At 41.9% G+C, this 15,084-nt stretch carries 13 protein-coding genes and 1 pseudogene; 13 read left to right on the top strand and 1 reads right to left on the bottom strand.

Features of this window, described 5'->3' with window-relative positions; all coding sequences use genetic code 11:
* Positions 1-193: 193 nt before the first annotated feature.
* The 9 genes and pseudogenes from K2F26_RS16710 to K2F26_RS16670 all read left to right on the top strand — a co-directional run.
* Positions 194-412 (top strand): MreC domain-containing protein, encoded by a 219-nt coding sequence (locus K2F26_RS16710; protein WP_246605397.1) that lies wholly within the window; start codon positions 194-196, stop codon positions 410-412.
* Between the two features lie 290 nt (positions 413-702).
* Positions 703-1,497: a LabA-like NYN domain-containing protein gene (locus K2F26_RS16705; RefSeq protein ID WP_220608706.1), complete on the top strand. Its 795-nt coding sequence runs from the start codon at positions 703-705 to the stop codon at positions 1,495-1,497.
* Positions 1,498-1,655: 158 nt separating this feature from the next.
* Positions 1,656-3,866 (top strand): tetratricopeptide repeat protein, encoded by a 2,211-nt coding sequence (locus tag K2F26_RS16700; RefSeq protein ID WP_220608705.1) that lies wholly within the window; start codon positions 1,656-1,658, stop codon positions 3,864-3,866.
* Positions 3,867-3,914: 48 nt separating this feature from the next.
* Entirely contained in the window at positions 3,915-5,285 is a 1,371-nt protein-coding gene (locus K2F26_RS16695; protein WP_220608704.1) for a CHAT domain-containing protein, read from the top strand.
* Positions 5,286-5,413: 128 nt separating this feature from the next.
* Complete coding sequence (locus K2F26_RS16690) at positions 5,414-5,680, top strand: hypothetical protein (protein WP_220608703.1); 267 nt, start codon at positions 5,414-5,416, stop codon at positions 5,678-5,680.
* Between the two features lie 174 nt (positions 5,681-5,854).
* Positions 5,855-6,730: a hypothetical protein gene (locus K2F26_RS16685; protein WP_220608702.1), complete on the top strand. Its 876-nt coding sequence runs from the start codon at positions 5,855-5,857 to the stop codon at positions 6,728-6,730.
* Positions 6,731-6,829: 99 nt separating this feature from the next.
* Positions 6,830-7,648, top strand: a complete 819-nt coding sequence (locus K2F26_RS16680; protein ID WP_220608701.1) for a Rossmann-fold NAD(P)-binding domain-containing protein — start codon at positions 6,830-6,832, stop codon at positions 7,646-7,648.
* Between the two features lie 59 nt (positions 7,649-7,707).
* Positions 7,708-8,475: a DUF1822 family protein gene (locus tag K2F26_RS16675; protein ID WP_220608700.1), complete on the top strand. Its 768-nt coding sequence runs from the start codon at positions 7,708-7,710 to the stop codon at positions 8,473-8,475.
* A gap of 252 nt (positions 8,476-8,727) precedes the next feature.
* Positions 8,728-9,051 (top strand): annotated as a pseudogene (locus tag K2F26_RS16670) (hypothetical protein); the annotation flags it as partial.
* Between the two features lie 61 nt (positions 9,052-9,112).
* On the opposite strand, the gene K2F26_RS16665 reads toward K2F26_RS16670, so the two are convergent.
* A complete protein-coding gene (locus K2F26_RS16665) occupies positions 9,113-10,828 on the bottom strand; it encodes a serine/threonine-protein kinase (RefSeq protein ID WP_220608699.1) in 1,716 nt (571 codons plus the stop codon).
* A 344-nt stretch (positions 10,829-11,172) separates the two neighbouring features.
* Here K2F26_RS16665 and ffh point away from each other — a divergent pair, with 344 nt between their 5' ends.
* From ffh to K2F26_RS16645, 4 genes are all read left to right on the top strand, one after another.
* Positions 11,173-12,627, top strand: coding sequence for a signal recognition particle protein (ffh, locus tag K2F26_RS16660; RefSeq protein ID WP_220608698.1), 1,455 nt, complete (start codon positions 11,173-11,175; stop codon positions 12,625-12,627).
* A gap of 218 nt (positions 12,628-12,845) precedes the next feature.
* Positions 12,846-13,106: a 30S ribosomal protein S16 gene (rpsP, locus tag K2F26_RS16655; RefSeq protein WP_096566147.1), complete on the top strand. Its 261-nt coding sequence runs from the start codon at positions 12,846-12,848 to the stop codon at positions 13,104-13,106.
* Positions 13,069-13,506 carry a KH domain-containing protein gene (locus K2F26_RS16650; RefSeq protein ID WP_194055501.1) on the top strand — a complete coding sequence of 146 codons (438 nt, stop codon included), beginning with the start codon at positions 13,069-13,071 and terminating at the stop codon, positions 13,504-13,506. Before rpsP ends, K2F26_RS16650 begins: the two co-directional genes overlap by 38 nt.
* A gap of 355 nt (positions 13,507-13,861) precedes the next feature.
* Positions 13,862-14,815 (top strand): PhoH family protein, encoded by a 954-nt coding sequence (locus K2F26_RS16645; protein WP_220608697.1) that lies wholly within the window; start codon positions 13,862-13,864, stop codon positions 14,813-14,815.
* Positions 14,816-15,084: the final 269 nt, after the last annotated feature.

Below are 15,084 nucleotides of genomic sequence, written 5' to 3'. Positions count from 1 at the left end.
GCAATATGTGATCCCCCTAGTTCGGACAAAAAAGCCGCTAGGGGGATCTTGTTTTAACTGTTTTCATTTAATATTTGCAGGGTTTAATCACATTTAAATATATAAAACTGTATAGTTACAGCCGTTTTGCGCTATCAGCACTGCACTCCGCGCGATCGCTGTTTCAATAAACAAATTAAATCTGTGCTAACTTATGACTTCCCGTAAATCTCCTGACCTGACCAATTATTTTTCAGGCGCAAAGCAATCCCAACAGTTATCAGAAGCTGAGGCAGAAATTCAACGCCTAAAAGCCGAAATCGAAGAACTCCGCTCTCAAGGGTCAAGTGAGTTAGAAGCACAGTTACAAACACTCAGAGCGCAACTTCAATCACAATCAGGTATCCAATATATTCCGATACAAAAAAGCTAACTAAGGAAGCATCGAAACAATTACAAAAAGCGAAGGTTTGGGAAAATCCTAAAAAGCAAAAAGCTTTGGAAAAACTGCTGGCTCAAATAGAGGCTCTGTTGGTGGAGGAATAGACAGGAGAGGTAAGAAAAAGCAGAAATACCATTTGTGAATAATACCAAAATAGACGGCTTCTGCTCATTGGGGGTAGGAGCTACGCCTTTTGAGTGTAACTGCATTGTCAATTCTCAATTGCATAAATTTTCGCCATGCCAACGTTGTAATGGTGTAGCGAGCAAAAAGGCAGGACAATGGAAAAAGCAATTTTGGGCGGTTTAACGGTTGCAACTACGGCTTTGATGGCAGCATTCCAACAACCCGCATGGACTTTACCCATTCCCATGTTATTTACCTACTCACTAGGTCGTCGTCAATCCCAAGAGAAAATCCACCAAGACCAACTTCAGGTATCTCCTGCGATTATACAACAGTGGGAACAGTCCCACCACAGACAAGTTAAGAACCTAGAACAAGGGTTGATGGAGTTGCAGCAGGGACTAGAAGCCCTCCAGAAACGCAGTAGTGATTGGGAAGTGGCAGTAAAAAATCCAACTCCTAAAGGACGGGGACGGGTAGCTATATTTATTGATGGCTCTAATTTACACTATATGCGTCAGGAGTTAAAAATTGAGATTGATTATAAAAAATTGCTGGAGTTATTAACTGGAGATGGTACTTTGTGGAAGGCTTTTTATTATACAGGCATAGATTCCACTAAGAGTCAAGAAAAGAGTTTTATCAGTTGGTTAGGTCACAACGGCTTTCAGGTAGTGACTAAGGAACTAGTCAAACGGGCAGATGGTACTAGAAAAGCCAACCTAGATGTAGAGATGGCTATGGATATGCGTGATTTGGCATCTCATTATGATACTGCTGTTTTCGTCGGGGGTGATGGAGATTTGGCTTGTGCCTTAGAACAGGTGAGCCGACAGGGAATCAGGGTAGAAGTCTTGGGTTTACGTTCCATGACTAGCGAGGCTTTAATTAAAGTAGCTGACGTTTATACAGATTTAGCGCAGGTAAAACAGCAGTTACGTAGGCAATAGATTAGACATCTCCAAAAATTAAATATCGTACTCTGATGTAGGGACAATTCATGAATTATCCCTACATTCTTTTTTGAAGGTGTCTATTATATAACTAGGGTGTGGTGGTGCAGCACCCCACTCAAAAATTTTTGAGGTTTTGACTTGTGAGGAGAATCATGAGTAAGAGTTTCTTCTGGGCAAATGTGCAGAAGTTCTGGAGATTGATATTCAAGGCTGTTAAGTTCCCCTGGTATTTCTGTAGATACGTCATTCTTTATCAATTTGCTTATATTAGTTTTAATAAAGCAAAATTGGGAATAAAAGCACCAAAGAATCTGCAACTAGCTATTGCTGCCCTTGAGAAAGCTGCTCAAATTAGTCGCAGATGGAATTTGGAACGCGACATTTCCAAAAATATCATGAACCAAAACGATAACCAATGGAGATTGATATTCAAAGCTATTAAGTTGTGCTGGTATTTATTGGTATCTATTACTATCTATAGCCAAGGTATAGTTCGCATTAAAATGGCCAATTTGGGCATAGACCGCTCTGATAATTTCCAGCTAGCAATTGCGGCCTTGGAGGAAGCTGCTCAGATTCAGCGACATTTGCAACTGGCCATTTCCGTCTCTAAAAAAATTTTTGACCAATCTGCTCGGATTGACAAGAGCTTCGGTCTTGCAGAAGAACACCTGTCTGCTACTCTCAATGAACTAGGGAGTGCGTACGTTACCCAAGCCGAGTTAGGCATCGACTCGGCAAATAATCTGCAACTTGCCATTGCAGCCCTTCAGGAGTCCGAAGAGATTACGCGTGGCTTAGGTTTAGAAAGAGACCTGTCTGATACTCTCAATAACCTAGGCAATGGGTACGTTAGGCAAGCCGATTTAGGCATCGACTCGGCAAATAATCTGCAACTTGCCATTGCAGCCTATGGTGAGTCCGCTGAGATTATGCGTGGCTTAGGTTTAGAAAGAGAGCTTTCCGCGACCCTCAATAACCTAAGCTTGGCGTACATTAATCAAGCAAAGTTAGGCATCGACTCGGCAAATAATCTGCAACTTGCCATTGCAGCCCTTCAGGAGTCCGAAGAAATTAGACGCAGGTTAGGTTTAGAAAGAGAGCTTTCCGCGACCCTCAATAACCTAGGCAATGGGTACGTTAGGCAAGCCGAGTTGGGCATCGACTCCACAAATAATCTGCAACTTGCCATTGCAGCCCTTCAGGAGTCCGCTGAGATTACGCGTGGCTTAGGTTTAGAAACAGACCTGTCTGATACTCTCAATAACCTAGGGAGTGCGTACGTTACCCAAGCCGAGTTAGGCATCGACTCGGCAAATAATCTGCAACTTGCCATTGCAACCCTTCAGGAGTCCGAAGAGATTACGCGTGGCTTAGGTTTAGAAAGAGACCTTTCCGCGACCCTCATGAACCTAGGGAGTGCGTACGTTAACCAAGCCGAGTTGGGCATCGACTCCACAAATAATCTGCAACTTGCCATTGCAGCCCTTCAGGAGTCCGAAGAGATTACGCGTGGCTTAGGTTTAGAAAGAGACCTTTCCGACACTCTCAATAACCTAAGCTTGGCGTACATTAATCAAGCAAAGTTAGGCATCGACTCCGCAAATAATCTGCAACTTACCATTGCAGCCCTTCAGGAGTCCGAAGAGATTAGACGCAGGTTAGGTTTAGAAAGAGACCTTTCCGGGACTCTCATGAACCTGGGGAGTGCGTACATTAAGCAAGCCGAGTTAGGCATGGACTCCGCAAATAATCTGCAACTTGCCATTGCAGCCCTTCAGGAGTCTAAAGAGATTAAACGCAGGTTAGGTTTAGAAAGAGACCTTTCCACGACTCTCAATAACCTAGGCTTTGCGTACGTTACCCAAGCCGGTGATCTGCAAGCCATTGCAGCCTATCGAGAAGCTGGTTATACTGCTAAAGAGCTTTATAATGCGATTACAAATAGTCTGCAAGCCATTGCAGCCTATCGAGAAGCCCTCACCTATCAGAACCCCACTATTTTACCAGTAGATGTCCTGAGAACAGCCCGTAATCTAGGTAATTTAGGCTTCAACCAAGGGGATTGGCACGTGGCTCTAGAAGGCTATCAAATCGCCATGACAGCCATTGACTATAGCCGCACCCAACGCACCAACCAGGCGGAACGGGACAAAATAGTCGCTGAATCTATTGGTATCTATGAAAACGCCATCCAAGCCGCTATCAACCTCAACGATATCGCCACCGCCTTGAAAATTGTCGAACGGGTGCGAGCCAAACGCCTAGTAGACCTCATGGCTACAGCTGACCTCTATCAAGACGGCAACATCCCACCCCAAATCAAGCAACGGTTACAACAACTGGATGACCTAGATAATTAAATTGCTAACCTCCAAAAGCAACTGGAAGATAAACCTGATACCGACGGATTGAAAACCCGGCAACTCCGTGCCGCCATCAATGTCCCCACAGAAATTGCTGAACTAGAAAGGCAAAAAGAACACATCCTTGATCAACTGAGTAACGAAGATGAAGTGGTTGCCAAACTACGGCAAGTCCAACCACCCCAACTACAGGATTTTCACCCCCTGCTGCCGGAGAAAACCACTCTCCTCAGTTTCTATACCACTAAAAACGACACCCACATCCTCATCCTGCACTCTGGAGAAACTCAACCCCACTGCTTCACCTGTCAAGGACAAGGTTACGAAATCCTACAACAGTGGATAAGAAAAACTTGGACTGACCTCTATATCGAGGATAAAAAGAAAAATAAGTGGACGGCACAAATGCCCCACACCCTGGCAGAAGTTGCCCAAAGGCTAGAAATTGAACGCCTGATTACAGAACACCTACAGGGTACAGAGGAACTGCTCATAGTTCCCCATCTCTACCTGCATCAAATCCCCTTTGCCGCTTTGCCCATAGCTGAGGGCTATTTGGGAGATAAATTCCTAATTCGTTATGCTCCCAGTCTGCAAGTCTTGGGATTTTGTTACAACCCCAAACGCTTATCGGCAGAGGATGGGTACAACTATGCTACAGCCGAAAACGCTACTGCTGACCTGCCCTTCAGTGGGTTTGAAGGGGCAAAAATAGCAGAAATATTCGCAGTGCCACAGGAACAAAGACTCATCCGAGAACAAGCTACCCGCACAGCCTACCGTCAATTATTACAACAAGCCAGTCACATAGTGAGCAGTCACCACGCCCAAAGTCGGTTTGACAATCCCCTAGAGTCAGGTTTAAAACTTAGCGACGGTAACATCAGTGTCAGCCAACTGTTTTCTCCAGGGTGGCGTTTTCCCCAACTCCAGGAAGTATTTCTCTCCTGTTGCGAAACAGGGCTATTTCTACCTGAGACTATCACTGATGAACCCGTAGCAGTAAGTACAGGCTTTCTCTGCGCGGGAGCATCAGGTGTAATTGCCAGTCAATGGGCAGTTTATGACTGTTCGGCAGCATTGTTATCCATCCTCTATCATCAACAACGACAGCAAGGCTTAAACCGTCCCCGCGCCCTGCAAGCCGCACAACGGCAAATGCGTCAGATGACGGCAGCAGAGTTTAAAAAATACTACCAAAAACAGTTAGAGAGGCATATCAAAGGGGAAAAAGAGCTTGTGAGTCATGAAATCTACAGCAAGGAACAACAAGGCTTGAACACTGAGCAAGAAACAGAACTTTTAAGAAAATATGGTGATGCAGCACAAACCATCAAACATTACGCCAACCATAAAGGTTTACCATTCCAACATCCAGTCCATTGGGCGGCTATGGGTTGTTACGGCTTAGGTTGAGACACTGTATTTGAGGGTGTATCTAAAAGTTGCCAATAGAATCACCTTACTTAAATTCCATCAAATTGCATAAAAAATTAATTCCTTTGCGTAGACATTGTAGATAACCAAAATAACCCTTCTTCAATATGGAAAGCCAAACTTCCCATTCTCAATCTAATCAAGGCGAAAACTGTGATAGCTCTACAACTACTGTCAACACGCCCCTTTGGAGTGTAACTCATAGTACAGTAGATTGCCCTCCAGACAATGAGCCTGAAGAACCCGATGATGAGCCTGATGAACCTGATGATGAGCCTGAAGAACCCGATGATGAGCCTGAAGAACCTGATGATGAACCCGATGAAGACTATGATGATGACTCGGATGAACTCGATGATGACGTAGATGGCTAAAAACCGGACAGTAGGGTGCATCAGACCAATAATATTCAGTCAAATCAAAATATTTTCAATATCTGGCGCATCTCGCAAAAGAGATTTAATCCAACACCAGAATAAATCTCTTTACCTGTGTGCCTAGACGAAGCTAACCACCAAATAATCTCACCTGTCGAGAGACATACAATTATGCAGTTACCCTTCAGCCACATTCACAAAAAAGAAACTCCTTTCTTTGATGAAAAGTTCACTTTTATGTACGGGTTAATAAGTTTTGACATCTTAGAATCTTGTTTTGACTACTTAGTATATATATCAACTAAGTCAATTCCAGGGCTAAAATTTGCACAAATCAACCCCCATCCCGACTTCATCGCAGAAGTCAACATCACCAAGGAACAATGTAAAGGCTCTGGGATCAGATACGAAATCTATCCCCATAATCAGAAGTTAAACAAGTTATCTACAATTGAGTCCTTTATTGTAGTTTTCTTTTTGGGAATTATCATCAGCCTGGGTATTGCCAGTGTAGTTTATCATTCCGTTGCCAATGGTTTTCTGCCTATCATTATTGCTGTTGCCACCTTCAGTCTCGGTTGCCTCATCACATTTATTTTGTCCATGTTTTCAGCTTCTGTCAGCTTTGCTTTCCAAGAATATCTATGCAAAAACAATTGTTACTTGATCACAGCTAACCGTATCTATCATATATTTAGACGCTCGGATATCTTAGATATTCTCGGCAAAAAAATTATTACCCCCGAAACTCGATGTTTCTCAATAAAAGGTGTTTGGCATCCATCATCTCGCGTTCCTGAATCATACAAATACTGCAACATTAAAGCAGGGATAGTTAAATTTTATGTGGATGATCCTGATTATGTGAGAGAAATTCAAAATCAGGAAATAGCAGCAACTAAAGACCGAAATGGCCAGCATCAAAGCCTGATCCAAAAATTTCCGAATAACTTAGGTAGGGAAACTGCACCTTTTTATATGTATCTAGTTGAATCCTACACTGAAGTTAGAGATAATCTGCGTACCTGGTCGGAGAAGCTGAGGTAGAAATAGGTCACACAGTCAGGTTCTAAAGTTGGAATGTAGTATCCACACTCTTGGGGTAAAATAACTAACTATATTTTATATTTACTCCAGGAGTTGCCAGTGTCAGACATCCATGATGAGTTAAAGGAGATTTTTGGACTTTTTGGACAAGCATTACAGGAAACGCCTCCCATCCATGATGAGTTAAAGGAGATTTTTAGACAGGCATTACGGGAAAAATCTCCCATCCATGATGAGTTAAAGGAGATTTTTAGACGAGCATTACAGGAAGAATCTCCTGAAGAACGAAAAGAGTTGCAAAGAAGAGGTATGGCAAGAATGCTTGAAGCACCAAAGAAATGTTTTTGGCCACACCAACGACAACTTCATGATTTATTAAGCAATGATTTATTATACATTGAAGCGGCGAACGTAGCATGGGATTACATTGAGCGGAAAATTTATGGTAATGTTCGCCGTGGGGAAGCCTATGATCCCGATAAGGGTGGTGGTAGTCCCATAACTCTTTGGAATAAACGTTGTAAAGGGGAATATCTAAACAGACGAAAAAAACAGCATGACCTAATTGAGACCACATTCACCACACCCAATTCTGATACTCCTTATGGGATTATAGAGCAGCAGCCTTTAGATGTTCCCCTATTAGAACTCGTCCGCCAAGAAATTGAAAATGACCCCACAGGAGAGTTAAGGAGTGCTTTTATTCGCCAAACCCCACCACCCCCAATTACGGCTCAAGAGGCTTTGTTAGTGATTTATGATCGGACTGCTTGTGGAGAAAAATGGACTAATGCAATTTTGGCTGAACATTTCAACATTGCGGAAGGTACTGTTCTATCTGCCTGGGGTCGTACTCTTAAACCATTGTTAAAGAAAATAGGCGATCGCATCAGGGATAGCATCAAGGAAGATTTATAAATTACACACACAGAAAATTAATCTCAATTAATCTAAATATTTAATTAAGTAGCTAAATTATGAACAGTGAATTATTCGCCCAACTCATACCCATTCCAGAAAATATTCGTCAAGCGGTATCAAAATTTAAGAGTATTAATAAAGCTATTGATAGCAGATCCTTAGCGGTTTGGGTAGTGCATAGGTATCTCAAACGCTTTGATTATGATTCAGATTTACACTCTAGTAGTGCCTGGAATCCCGTCTTACAACTTCTAACAGAGTTAGCAGATTTAGAGATTTTTGAGGGAGAAAAATCTTTAGGTATTGTTGAATGTATCCCTATAGCTACTGATGCTGACACATTAGAAATTCCTGAACAAGCAGTTACAGGAGAATACATAGCTTACATAGCCGTAGAAATTAATCCTGAACATACCTGGGGGAAAGTAGTCGGTTTTACCCCCGCTCTGGAAACAGAATACCCAGAAGTTAGCATTGATCGTGATGATTTACTACCAGCACATAAGCTATTAGATTTATTAGAAAAGGCAGAGAACCTGACTGATGAATCCTTATCAGCTGAGTTACGAGAATATCTTGGAGAATTGTTTTTTAATGAGCAACACCAGGCTATTGTTGCTCAACTAGAAAGAGCTTTGCTATTAGAAACCTCAGAACCCCTACAAATTGAAACCGCCGCCCAGGAAATAGAAGCCCTGATGGCTCAGTCTGTACCTGCTGCCGAGGAAGAATTGGTTTTAACGCGCGAAGATACCGAAAATAGCGACAGGGGAAAACTGCGAGATATCCTCAAGCGACTATTCCAGTCTTTGGGAAAAGAGTAATCGTAAGAGCCAGCAATAAGAAAGGTTTAACCAGCAATCAAAATGATTCAAACTCGAAAAAATGCACCACTGTCTGATTACAAATCAACTTGAATGAAGTCGATTTGAAGATTTAATGACGCTGTTTTTCTAATCATACCCTTTGTAGCAACAAAATTAAACTTGAAATCACATTTTGGGAATCAATTTGTGTAGCTATCAATTTTAAGCTAACGCTTTTCTGGAAGTAAAAAATTTAACTTCCAAAACCATATGCTACAAGCGGTGATTCCCAACTCAAATAAAACCTTCCTCCAAAACGCTGTTGTTGAAAAATACAACTTCTCCAAACTAAACAAAACACGCATCCGGTTCAAAATTCAGTTAAAGAAAACCACCAAAAGCAATGCTCCAAAATGGGCAGATGTTCTCAAATCTTCTCAAAATGAACAAGAATCGGACTTAGTAAAAGTCACAAGTTCAGAAGTTGGTTTAAAGGGTATCAAAGTTTTCAAAGCTTTAGATGAAGCAGCAAACAAGCTTAGACAAGAAATTTCTTCAGTCCAAGAATGGATGAATTATGACAATGGTGATTTTACCAATCACCAATCACCAATCACCAATCACCAATTATCAATTATCAATTATCAATTATCAATTATCTCCATCCTAACCAACGCAAACAAGGAACAATCATGTAATAACTTAACCCTAAACAAAGACTAATTAAAATACCAACAACCCCAAAAAAAGCTATATGCTGTAATAACTCTAACCAATTTGGTGGATCGGAAAAATGGAACAATGAAATTTTTATCCCTAAATGAATTAAACCTGCGACAATATTAGCACTACCAAAGGCAGCTATAAAAGCATAAGCTAGGTAATGGGTACGCAGACCTAAACCCAAAGTTAGCAGAGAAATTGATACTAACATCCAAGCAATTAATCCTTCGGGACTATTCTCTGGTTTAATAAATTGCCAAGTTATCCAACCTGAACTATAGCCTATTAAACCCATCAGAGCTGATACTAAAAAACGTCGTTTTTGTCCAAAACTTCCAGATAAAGTAATTCCCCAAGCAGTACCTAAACCAGCAATACCATAAATGATAATTTCTTTGGGATTTGTAGGTGTAAAATTAGGAATTAATTGGGGTAATTGACGTGATATAAATTCAGCCAAAAAAGCGCCTAACTTAGTGTGATAAGCCAACAAAAAACCACTAATAGTCCCCAAACTAGCACCAATAAAACTTAAAATTATCGCCCAAATTGTCGCTAAACAAGCTTTCAAAAAGTTGAAAATTGCTTGCACTGTAAATAAAGTTGTATTACCTACAGCTTGGGTAATTTCTGTGATAGTTTGGACGATAGTATTTTTAATTTGGGTAAAAAAGCCTAGTTGTGATTTTTGTGGTTTTGGAGATTTTGCAGAATTAATTGCTAATAAACGTTTTTGAATAATAGCTGCATGGGCTGGACGCGATCGCACATCCGCCTGTATCATTTCATCTAATAAATCTGCTAGTTGAATATTAACATTACACCACTTACGCCAGTTTAATTCCCCAGTAATCGGATCTTCCAATTCTTGTGGATATTTACCTGTAAGTAATTCAATCATTGTTCGTCCCAAAGCATAAAAATCAGCCGCAGGACCAACATTACCTCCTGTAATTTGTTCTGGTGGACTGTAACCAGAAGAAAATAAACGAGTAGAAGGAGAAGGCGATCGCAATATTCCCCCACTAAATTGTTTAGCCCCGCCAAAATCAATTAACACCAATTGTTCTGTTTTTAAAGGTGCGTTAGGTGCAGGAGTACGCAACATTAAATTAGAAGGTTTAATATCCCGATGAATAATTTTCCGGTTGTGTAATTCCTGTAAAATTTTTACAGCTTGGGAAAACAAATTTAACACCAAATCCTCTGGACATCCTTGAGGATAATTTTTACGCACTTCCTCCAAAGTATAACCATCAATCTTTTCCATCACCAGACAAGCTAACTGGTGTGGTTTAGGATGAGTCAAACTGATTTGAAAATACCCATCAGCATCAACTTGAGGCACACCAGAATTGCGGAAATTACTTAAAACTTCCGCTTCTAGGATAAATAAATCCAAAGCCTTGGGAGAATTTTCCACCAAGACTTTAAGTACCTTTTCAGTTTGATTTTTGATATCCCAAACCGTATAAATTTGGGCAAAACCGCCCGAACCTAAAGGTTGAAGTGGGTAATAACGGTCTACCAACTGTAACGGACTGCCACAGCTATTACAAAATTTGTTGCCCCAAGGTTGGGGATAAGGACGTTGACAGTGAGGATTTATGCAGTGAACCGCACTCTGATTTATTTGGGACAAAACCACGAAAATACAAAGGCTGGATCAATTTTAATTCTATTTTGCTTTATTGATTATTTAAACATTTACAACACATTCATTCTGGAAGAACGAACCGCAAAGTACGCAAAGGACACAAAGGAAAGAGGTAGAGGAAAGAGGTAGAGGTTGGCAAAAATATTTGGTGTAGGTTTGGCGTGGGTAAGGTGAATGTCAGGCACCTTCAATAATCCAGTTGCCACACTTGGGATAAAACCTACTAAGCTGGTATTATAACAGGTTAAAACTTTACCTTCTGCCTGGAGCGCAAAACCAGCGGTTTAAACTTGGTTTAAACTTTCTCACTGACTCACGTACATTGTAATTACATTATGTTTGATGCACTATCTGACCGTTTAGAAGCCGCCTGGAAAAAACTGCGGGGACAAGATAAAATCTCTCAATCTAACATTCAAGACGCATTGCGCGAAGTGCGTCGCGCTTTGTTGGAAGCAGATGTTAACCTCCAGGTAGTTAAAGATTTTATAGCTGAAGTCGAAGCGAAAGCTCAGGGATCTGAGGTCATAGCTGGTGTACGTCCTGACCAACAGTTTATCAAAATTGTTTATGATGAACTGGTACAGGTGATGGGGGAAGAAAATGTTCCCCTTGCAGAAATTAAGGATAAAACTACCGTTGTCTTGATGGCGGGTTTACAAGGTACTGGTAAAACCACCGCTACTGCTAAATTAGCTTTACATTTACGGAAAATCAACCGCAGTTGTTTATTAGTCGCCACAGACGTATATCGTCCCGCTGCTATTGATCAGTTAATTACACTGGGTAAGCAAATTAACGTACCCGTGTTTGAGATGGGCAGTGATGCTGACCCTGTAGAAATCGCCCGTCAAGGGGTAGAACGTGCCAGGGCAGAAGGTATTAACACAGTAATTGTTGATACTGCTGGACGCTTACAAATTGACCAAGACATGATGGCGGAACTAGCCCGCATCAAGTCAACTATTGAACCAGACGAAACTTTGTTAGTCGTGGATGCGATGACGGGGCAAGAAGCAGCAAATCTGACCCGTACTTTCCATGAACAAATTGGTATAACTGGAGCTATTCTCACCAAAATGGACGGTGATAGCCGGGGTGGTGCGGCTTTGTCAGTGCGGCAAATTTCCGGTGCGCCGATTAAGTTTGTCGGTGTGGGTGAAAAAGTCGAGGCGCTGCAACCTTTTTATCCTGACCGCATGGCCTCCCGGATTTTGGGCATGGGTGATGTTCTTACCTTGGTGGAAAAAGCCCAGGAAGAAATCGACATCGCCGACGCTGAGAAAATGCAGGAGAAAATGCTGTCAGCGAAGTTTGATTTTACAGACTTCTTAAAACAGCTCCGCCTAATGAAAAATATGGGTTCATTAGGTGGCATCATGAAGTTGATTCCCGGTATGGGCAAACTTTCAGATGACCAGTTGAAGCAAGGGGAAACCCAGCTAAAACGCTGTGAAGCCATGATTAATTCCATGACTAAGCAGGAAAGAAAAGATCCAGAACTATTAGCCAGTTCTCCCAGTCGTCGGCGACGCATTGCTTCTGGTTCAGGTTATAAAGAATCAGACGTGAGTAAGTTAGTAGCAGATTTCCAAAAAATGCGATCGCTCATGCAACAAATGGGACAAGGAAATTTCCCCGGAATGCCAGGAATGTTTGGCGGTGGTATGGGCAACCCCCTAGCCGCAGGAAACCGTCCCGCACCCGGTTGGCGTGGTTATCCCGGCGGCGCACCACCAGCGAAAAAGAAAAAGAAAGAGAAAAAGAAAAAAGGTTTTGGCACGCTTTAGGTGACAGGTGACAGGTGACAGGTGACAGAGAAGAAAGCAGGGGTGCAGGCGGCAGGGTGCAGGGGGAGAATATTCACTTTTGCCTTTTGCCTTTTGCCTGTTGCCTTTTGCCTTCTGTTCCCTGTTCCCTGTTACCTGTTCCCTGACTCCTAACCGTGCTACAATTATCATTTCATTCACAAAATCACTACCTACCAACAGGACAACGATTTTTCAACATGATCAAACTGCGCTTGAAGCGATTTGGTAAAAAGCGGGAAGCAAGTTACCGCATTATTGCTATTAACGATCTGTCTCGTCGTGATGGTCGTCCCCTAGAAGAACTAGGATTTTACAACCCCAGAACTGATGAAGTGCGTCTGGATGTTCCCGGTATTGTTAAGCGTCTTCAACAAGGCGCTCAACCTACTGACACCGTTCGCCGCATCCTCGTAAAAGCTAATGTTTTTGAACAAGTCAGTGCAAACGCCGCATCATAAACTTGAGCCGAAGTTACCAGCAGCCAGTCCTAACTATGTGGGACTGGTGAAGTTTCTAGTACAACCATTTTTAGAGTCTCCAGAGTCTTTAAGTGTCGATTGTGAAATGTCTTACACCCTTAAACGGGCTTGGATTCGCATCGCTTTTGACCCTACAGACAAAGGAAAAGTCTTTGGTAGGGGGGGACGCAATATTCAGGCAATTCGCACGGTAATTGCCGCAGCAGCAGAATTGGCTGGCCAGTCAGTATACCTGGACATCTACGGCAGCAATACCCAAAATCGGGATGGTATGTCTTTTGATGAAGAACAGGAAGAAAGAATACCCCCACCAAGATCACGAGAAAGAAGTGGAGACATCCCCAGACCTATTGCTAAACCCCGCTTTCGGTCGGTCTAAACTGGTAATTTTGAGGTGACTCAGCCAGTCAGTAGTTCTGGTAAAGATGAAGATAGGCCGCAAAAAGATTGTTATAGCAGGAGTCAGGAGTCGTAGGAGCAACGCATTCGGGCAATCAATTATCAATTTTTATTGACAGCTATTTTCCTAATGCTTCGCCCGTAAAGGAGTCAGGAGTAAAACCCTATTGGGGTGACAGTTTCATGATTCATTGATGTCCTAACTGCTCTGTCTACAGTCAATACGACTGAAAAAAACGCAATACCTAGATCCTCGACTTCTTCCAGAAGTTGGGGGTCTATCTTCTGAGAAATTCTGAGAATTTTTTGATAAATTTTGATATATTTTGATAAATATGGCAGGTGCAGTTACAATTGGGCTGCCTAATATTCCCAGTGCGATCGCTCTGGCCGGATATGGGGAAGCAAATCTCAAGTTTCTGTCTCAACAAACAGGAGCTAGTTTAGTTTTGCGGGGTCAAGAACTGCTCATTTCTGGTCAAGAAAAGCAGGTTGATCTAGCTGTGAAAATAGTGCGATCGCTGGAAAATCTCTGGAGTAAAGGTAATAATATTGCTACTGCGGATATTTTAACAGCCCGTCAAGCAATAGAGGGCGATCGCCAAGGTGAATTACAAGACCTACAGCGGGATGTCCTCGCTAAAAGTCGTCGTGGTCAAGAAGTCCGCGCTAAAACTTTCCGTCAACGACAATATATTGAAGCTATTCGCAAACGCGACCTCACCTTTGGTATTGGTCCTGCGGGAACTGGTAAAACCTATCTCGCTGTTGTCGTCGCTGTCCAAGAACTTCTAGCTAATCAATTTGAAAAATTAATTTTAACTCGTCCTGCTGTGGAAGCTGGGGAAAAACTGGGATTTTTACCAGGAGATTTACAACAAAAAGTTAACCCCTATCTGCGTCCGCTTTATGATGCTATTAATGAATTTATTGATCCTGAAAAAGTCCCCAATTTAATGGAACGGGGGATAATAGAAGTTGCGCCTTTAGCTTATATGCGCGGGCGGACTTTAAATAATGCTTTTGTAATTGTTGATGAAGCTCAGAACACCACACCAGCACAAATGAAAATGGTGCTGACTCGTTTGGGTTTTGGTTCTCGCATGGTTATTACAGGTGACATCACGCAAACTGATTTACCTCTACATCAACAGTCAGGTTTAACCGTTGCTTTGCAAATTTTGCAGCACGTTGAAGGTATCGCTTTTTGTGAATTTACTCAAAAAGATGTTGTTCGTCATCCTTTAGTACAAAGGATCGTTTCTGCTTATGAACAGTATGAAAAATAGGTGATTGGTGATTGGTGATTGGTGATTGGTGATTGGGGAGAATTAAGATATTAGTTCTTGACTCCTGACTCCTGACTCCTTCTGTATTTTTTGGGTGATGTGTGTTAGGATAGTTTTATTAGAAATCCCGCAGCCGATTTTCTCCAAGTTTTCTCAAAACATTAAATAAAAATTAAAAAAAATTAAAAAATTAAAAAAAAATTCGATTTTTGGGGTCTACCCCAGTTTACTTTTTCCTCTAGGTATGATATTCTGACAATGGGAATATG

This window comes from Sphaerospermopsis torques-reginae ITEP-024 (assembly GCF_019598945.1).
Classification (GTDB): Bacteria; Cyanobacteriota; Cyanobacteriia; order Cyanobacteriales; family Nostocaceae; genus Sphaerospermopsis.
Note: the sequence above shows the minus strand (reverse complement) of the source record. Positions and strands in the feature narration are given on the sequence as shown.

What these genes read in the sequence shown, in the direction of transcription:
- K2F26_RS16710 (WP_246605397.1), top strand. Translation starts at nt 194, where the DNA reads ATGACTTCCCGTAAATCTCCTGACCTGACCAATTATTTTTCAGGCGCA.
- K2F26_RS16705 (WP_220608706.1), top strand. Translation starts at nt 703, where the DNA reads ATGGAAAAAGCAATTTTGGGCGGTTTAACGGTTGCAACTACGGCTTTG.
- K2F26_RS16700 (WP_220608705.1), top strand. Translation starts at nt 1,656, where the DNA reads ATGAGTAAGAGTTTCTTCTGGGCAAATGTGCAGAAGTTCTGGAGATTG.
- K2F26_RS16690 (WP_220608703.1), top strand. Translation starts at nt 5,414, where the DNA reads ATGGAAAGCCAAACTTCCCATTCTCAATCTAATCAAGGCGAAAACTGT.
- K2F26_RS16685 (WP_220608702.1), top strand. Translation starts at nt 5,855, where the DNA reads ATGCAGTTACCCTTCAGCCACATTCACAAAAAAGAAACTCCTTTCTTT.
- K2F26_RS16675 (WP_220608700.1), top strand. Translation starts at nt 7,708, where the DNA reads ATGAACAGTGAATTATTCGCCCAACTCATACCCATTCCAGAAAATATT.
- ffh (WP_220608698.1), top strand. Translation starts at nt 11,173, where the DNA reads ATGTTTGATGCACTATCTGACCGTTTAGAAGCCGCCTGGAAAAAACTG.
- rpsP (WP_096566147.1), top strand. Translation starts at nt 12,846, where the DNA reads ATGATCAAACTGCGCTTGAAGCGATTTGGTAAAAAGCGGGAAGCAAGT.
- K2F26_RS16650 (WP_194055501.1), top strand. Translation starts at nt 13,069, where the DNA reads ATGTTTTTGAACAAGTCAGTGCAAACGCCGCATCATAAACTTGAGCCG.
- K2F26_RS16645 (WP_220608697.1), top strand. Translation starts at nt 13,862, where the DNA reads ATGGCAGGTGCAGTTACAATTGGGCTGCCTAATATTCCCAGTGCGATC.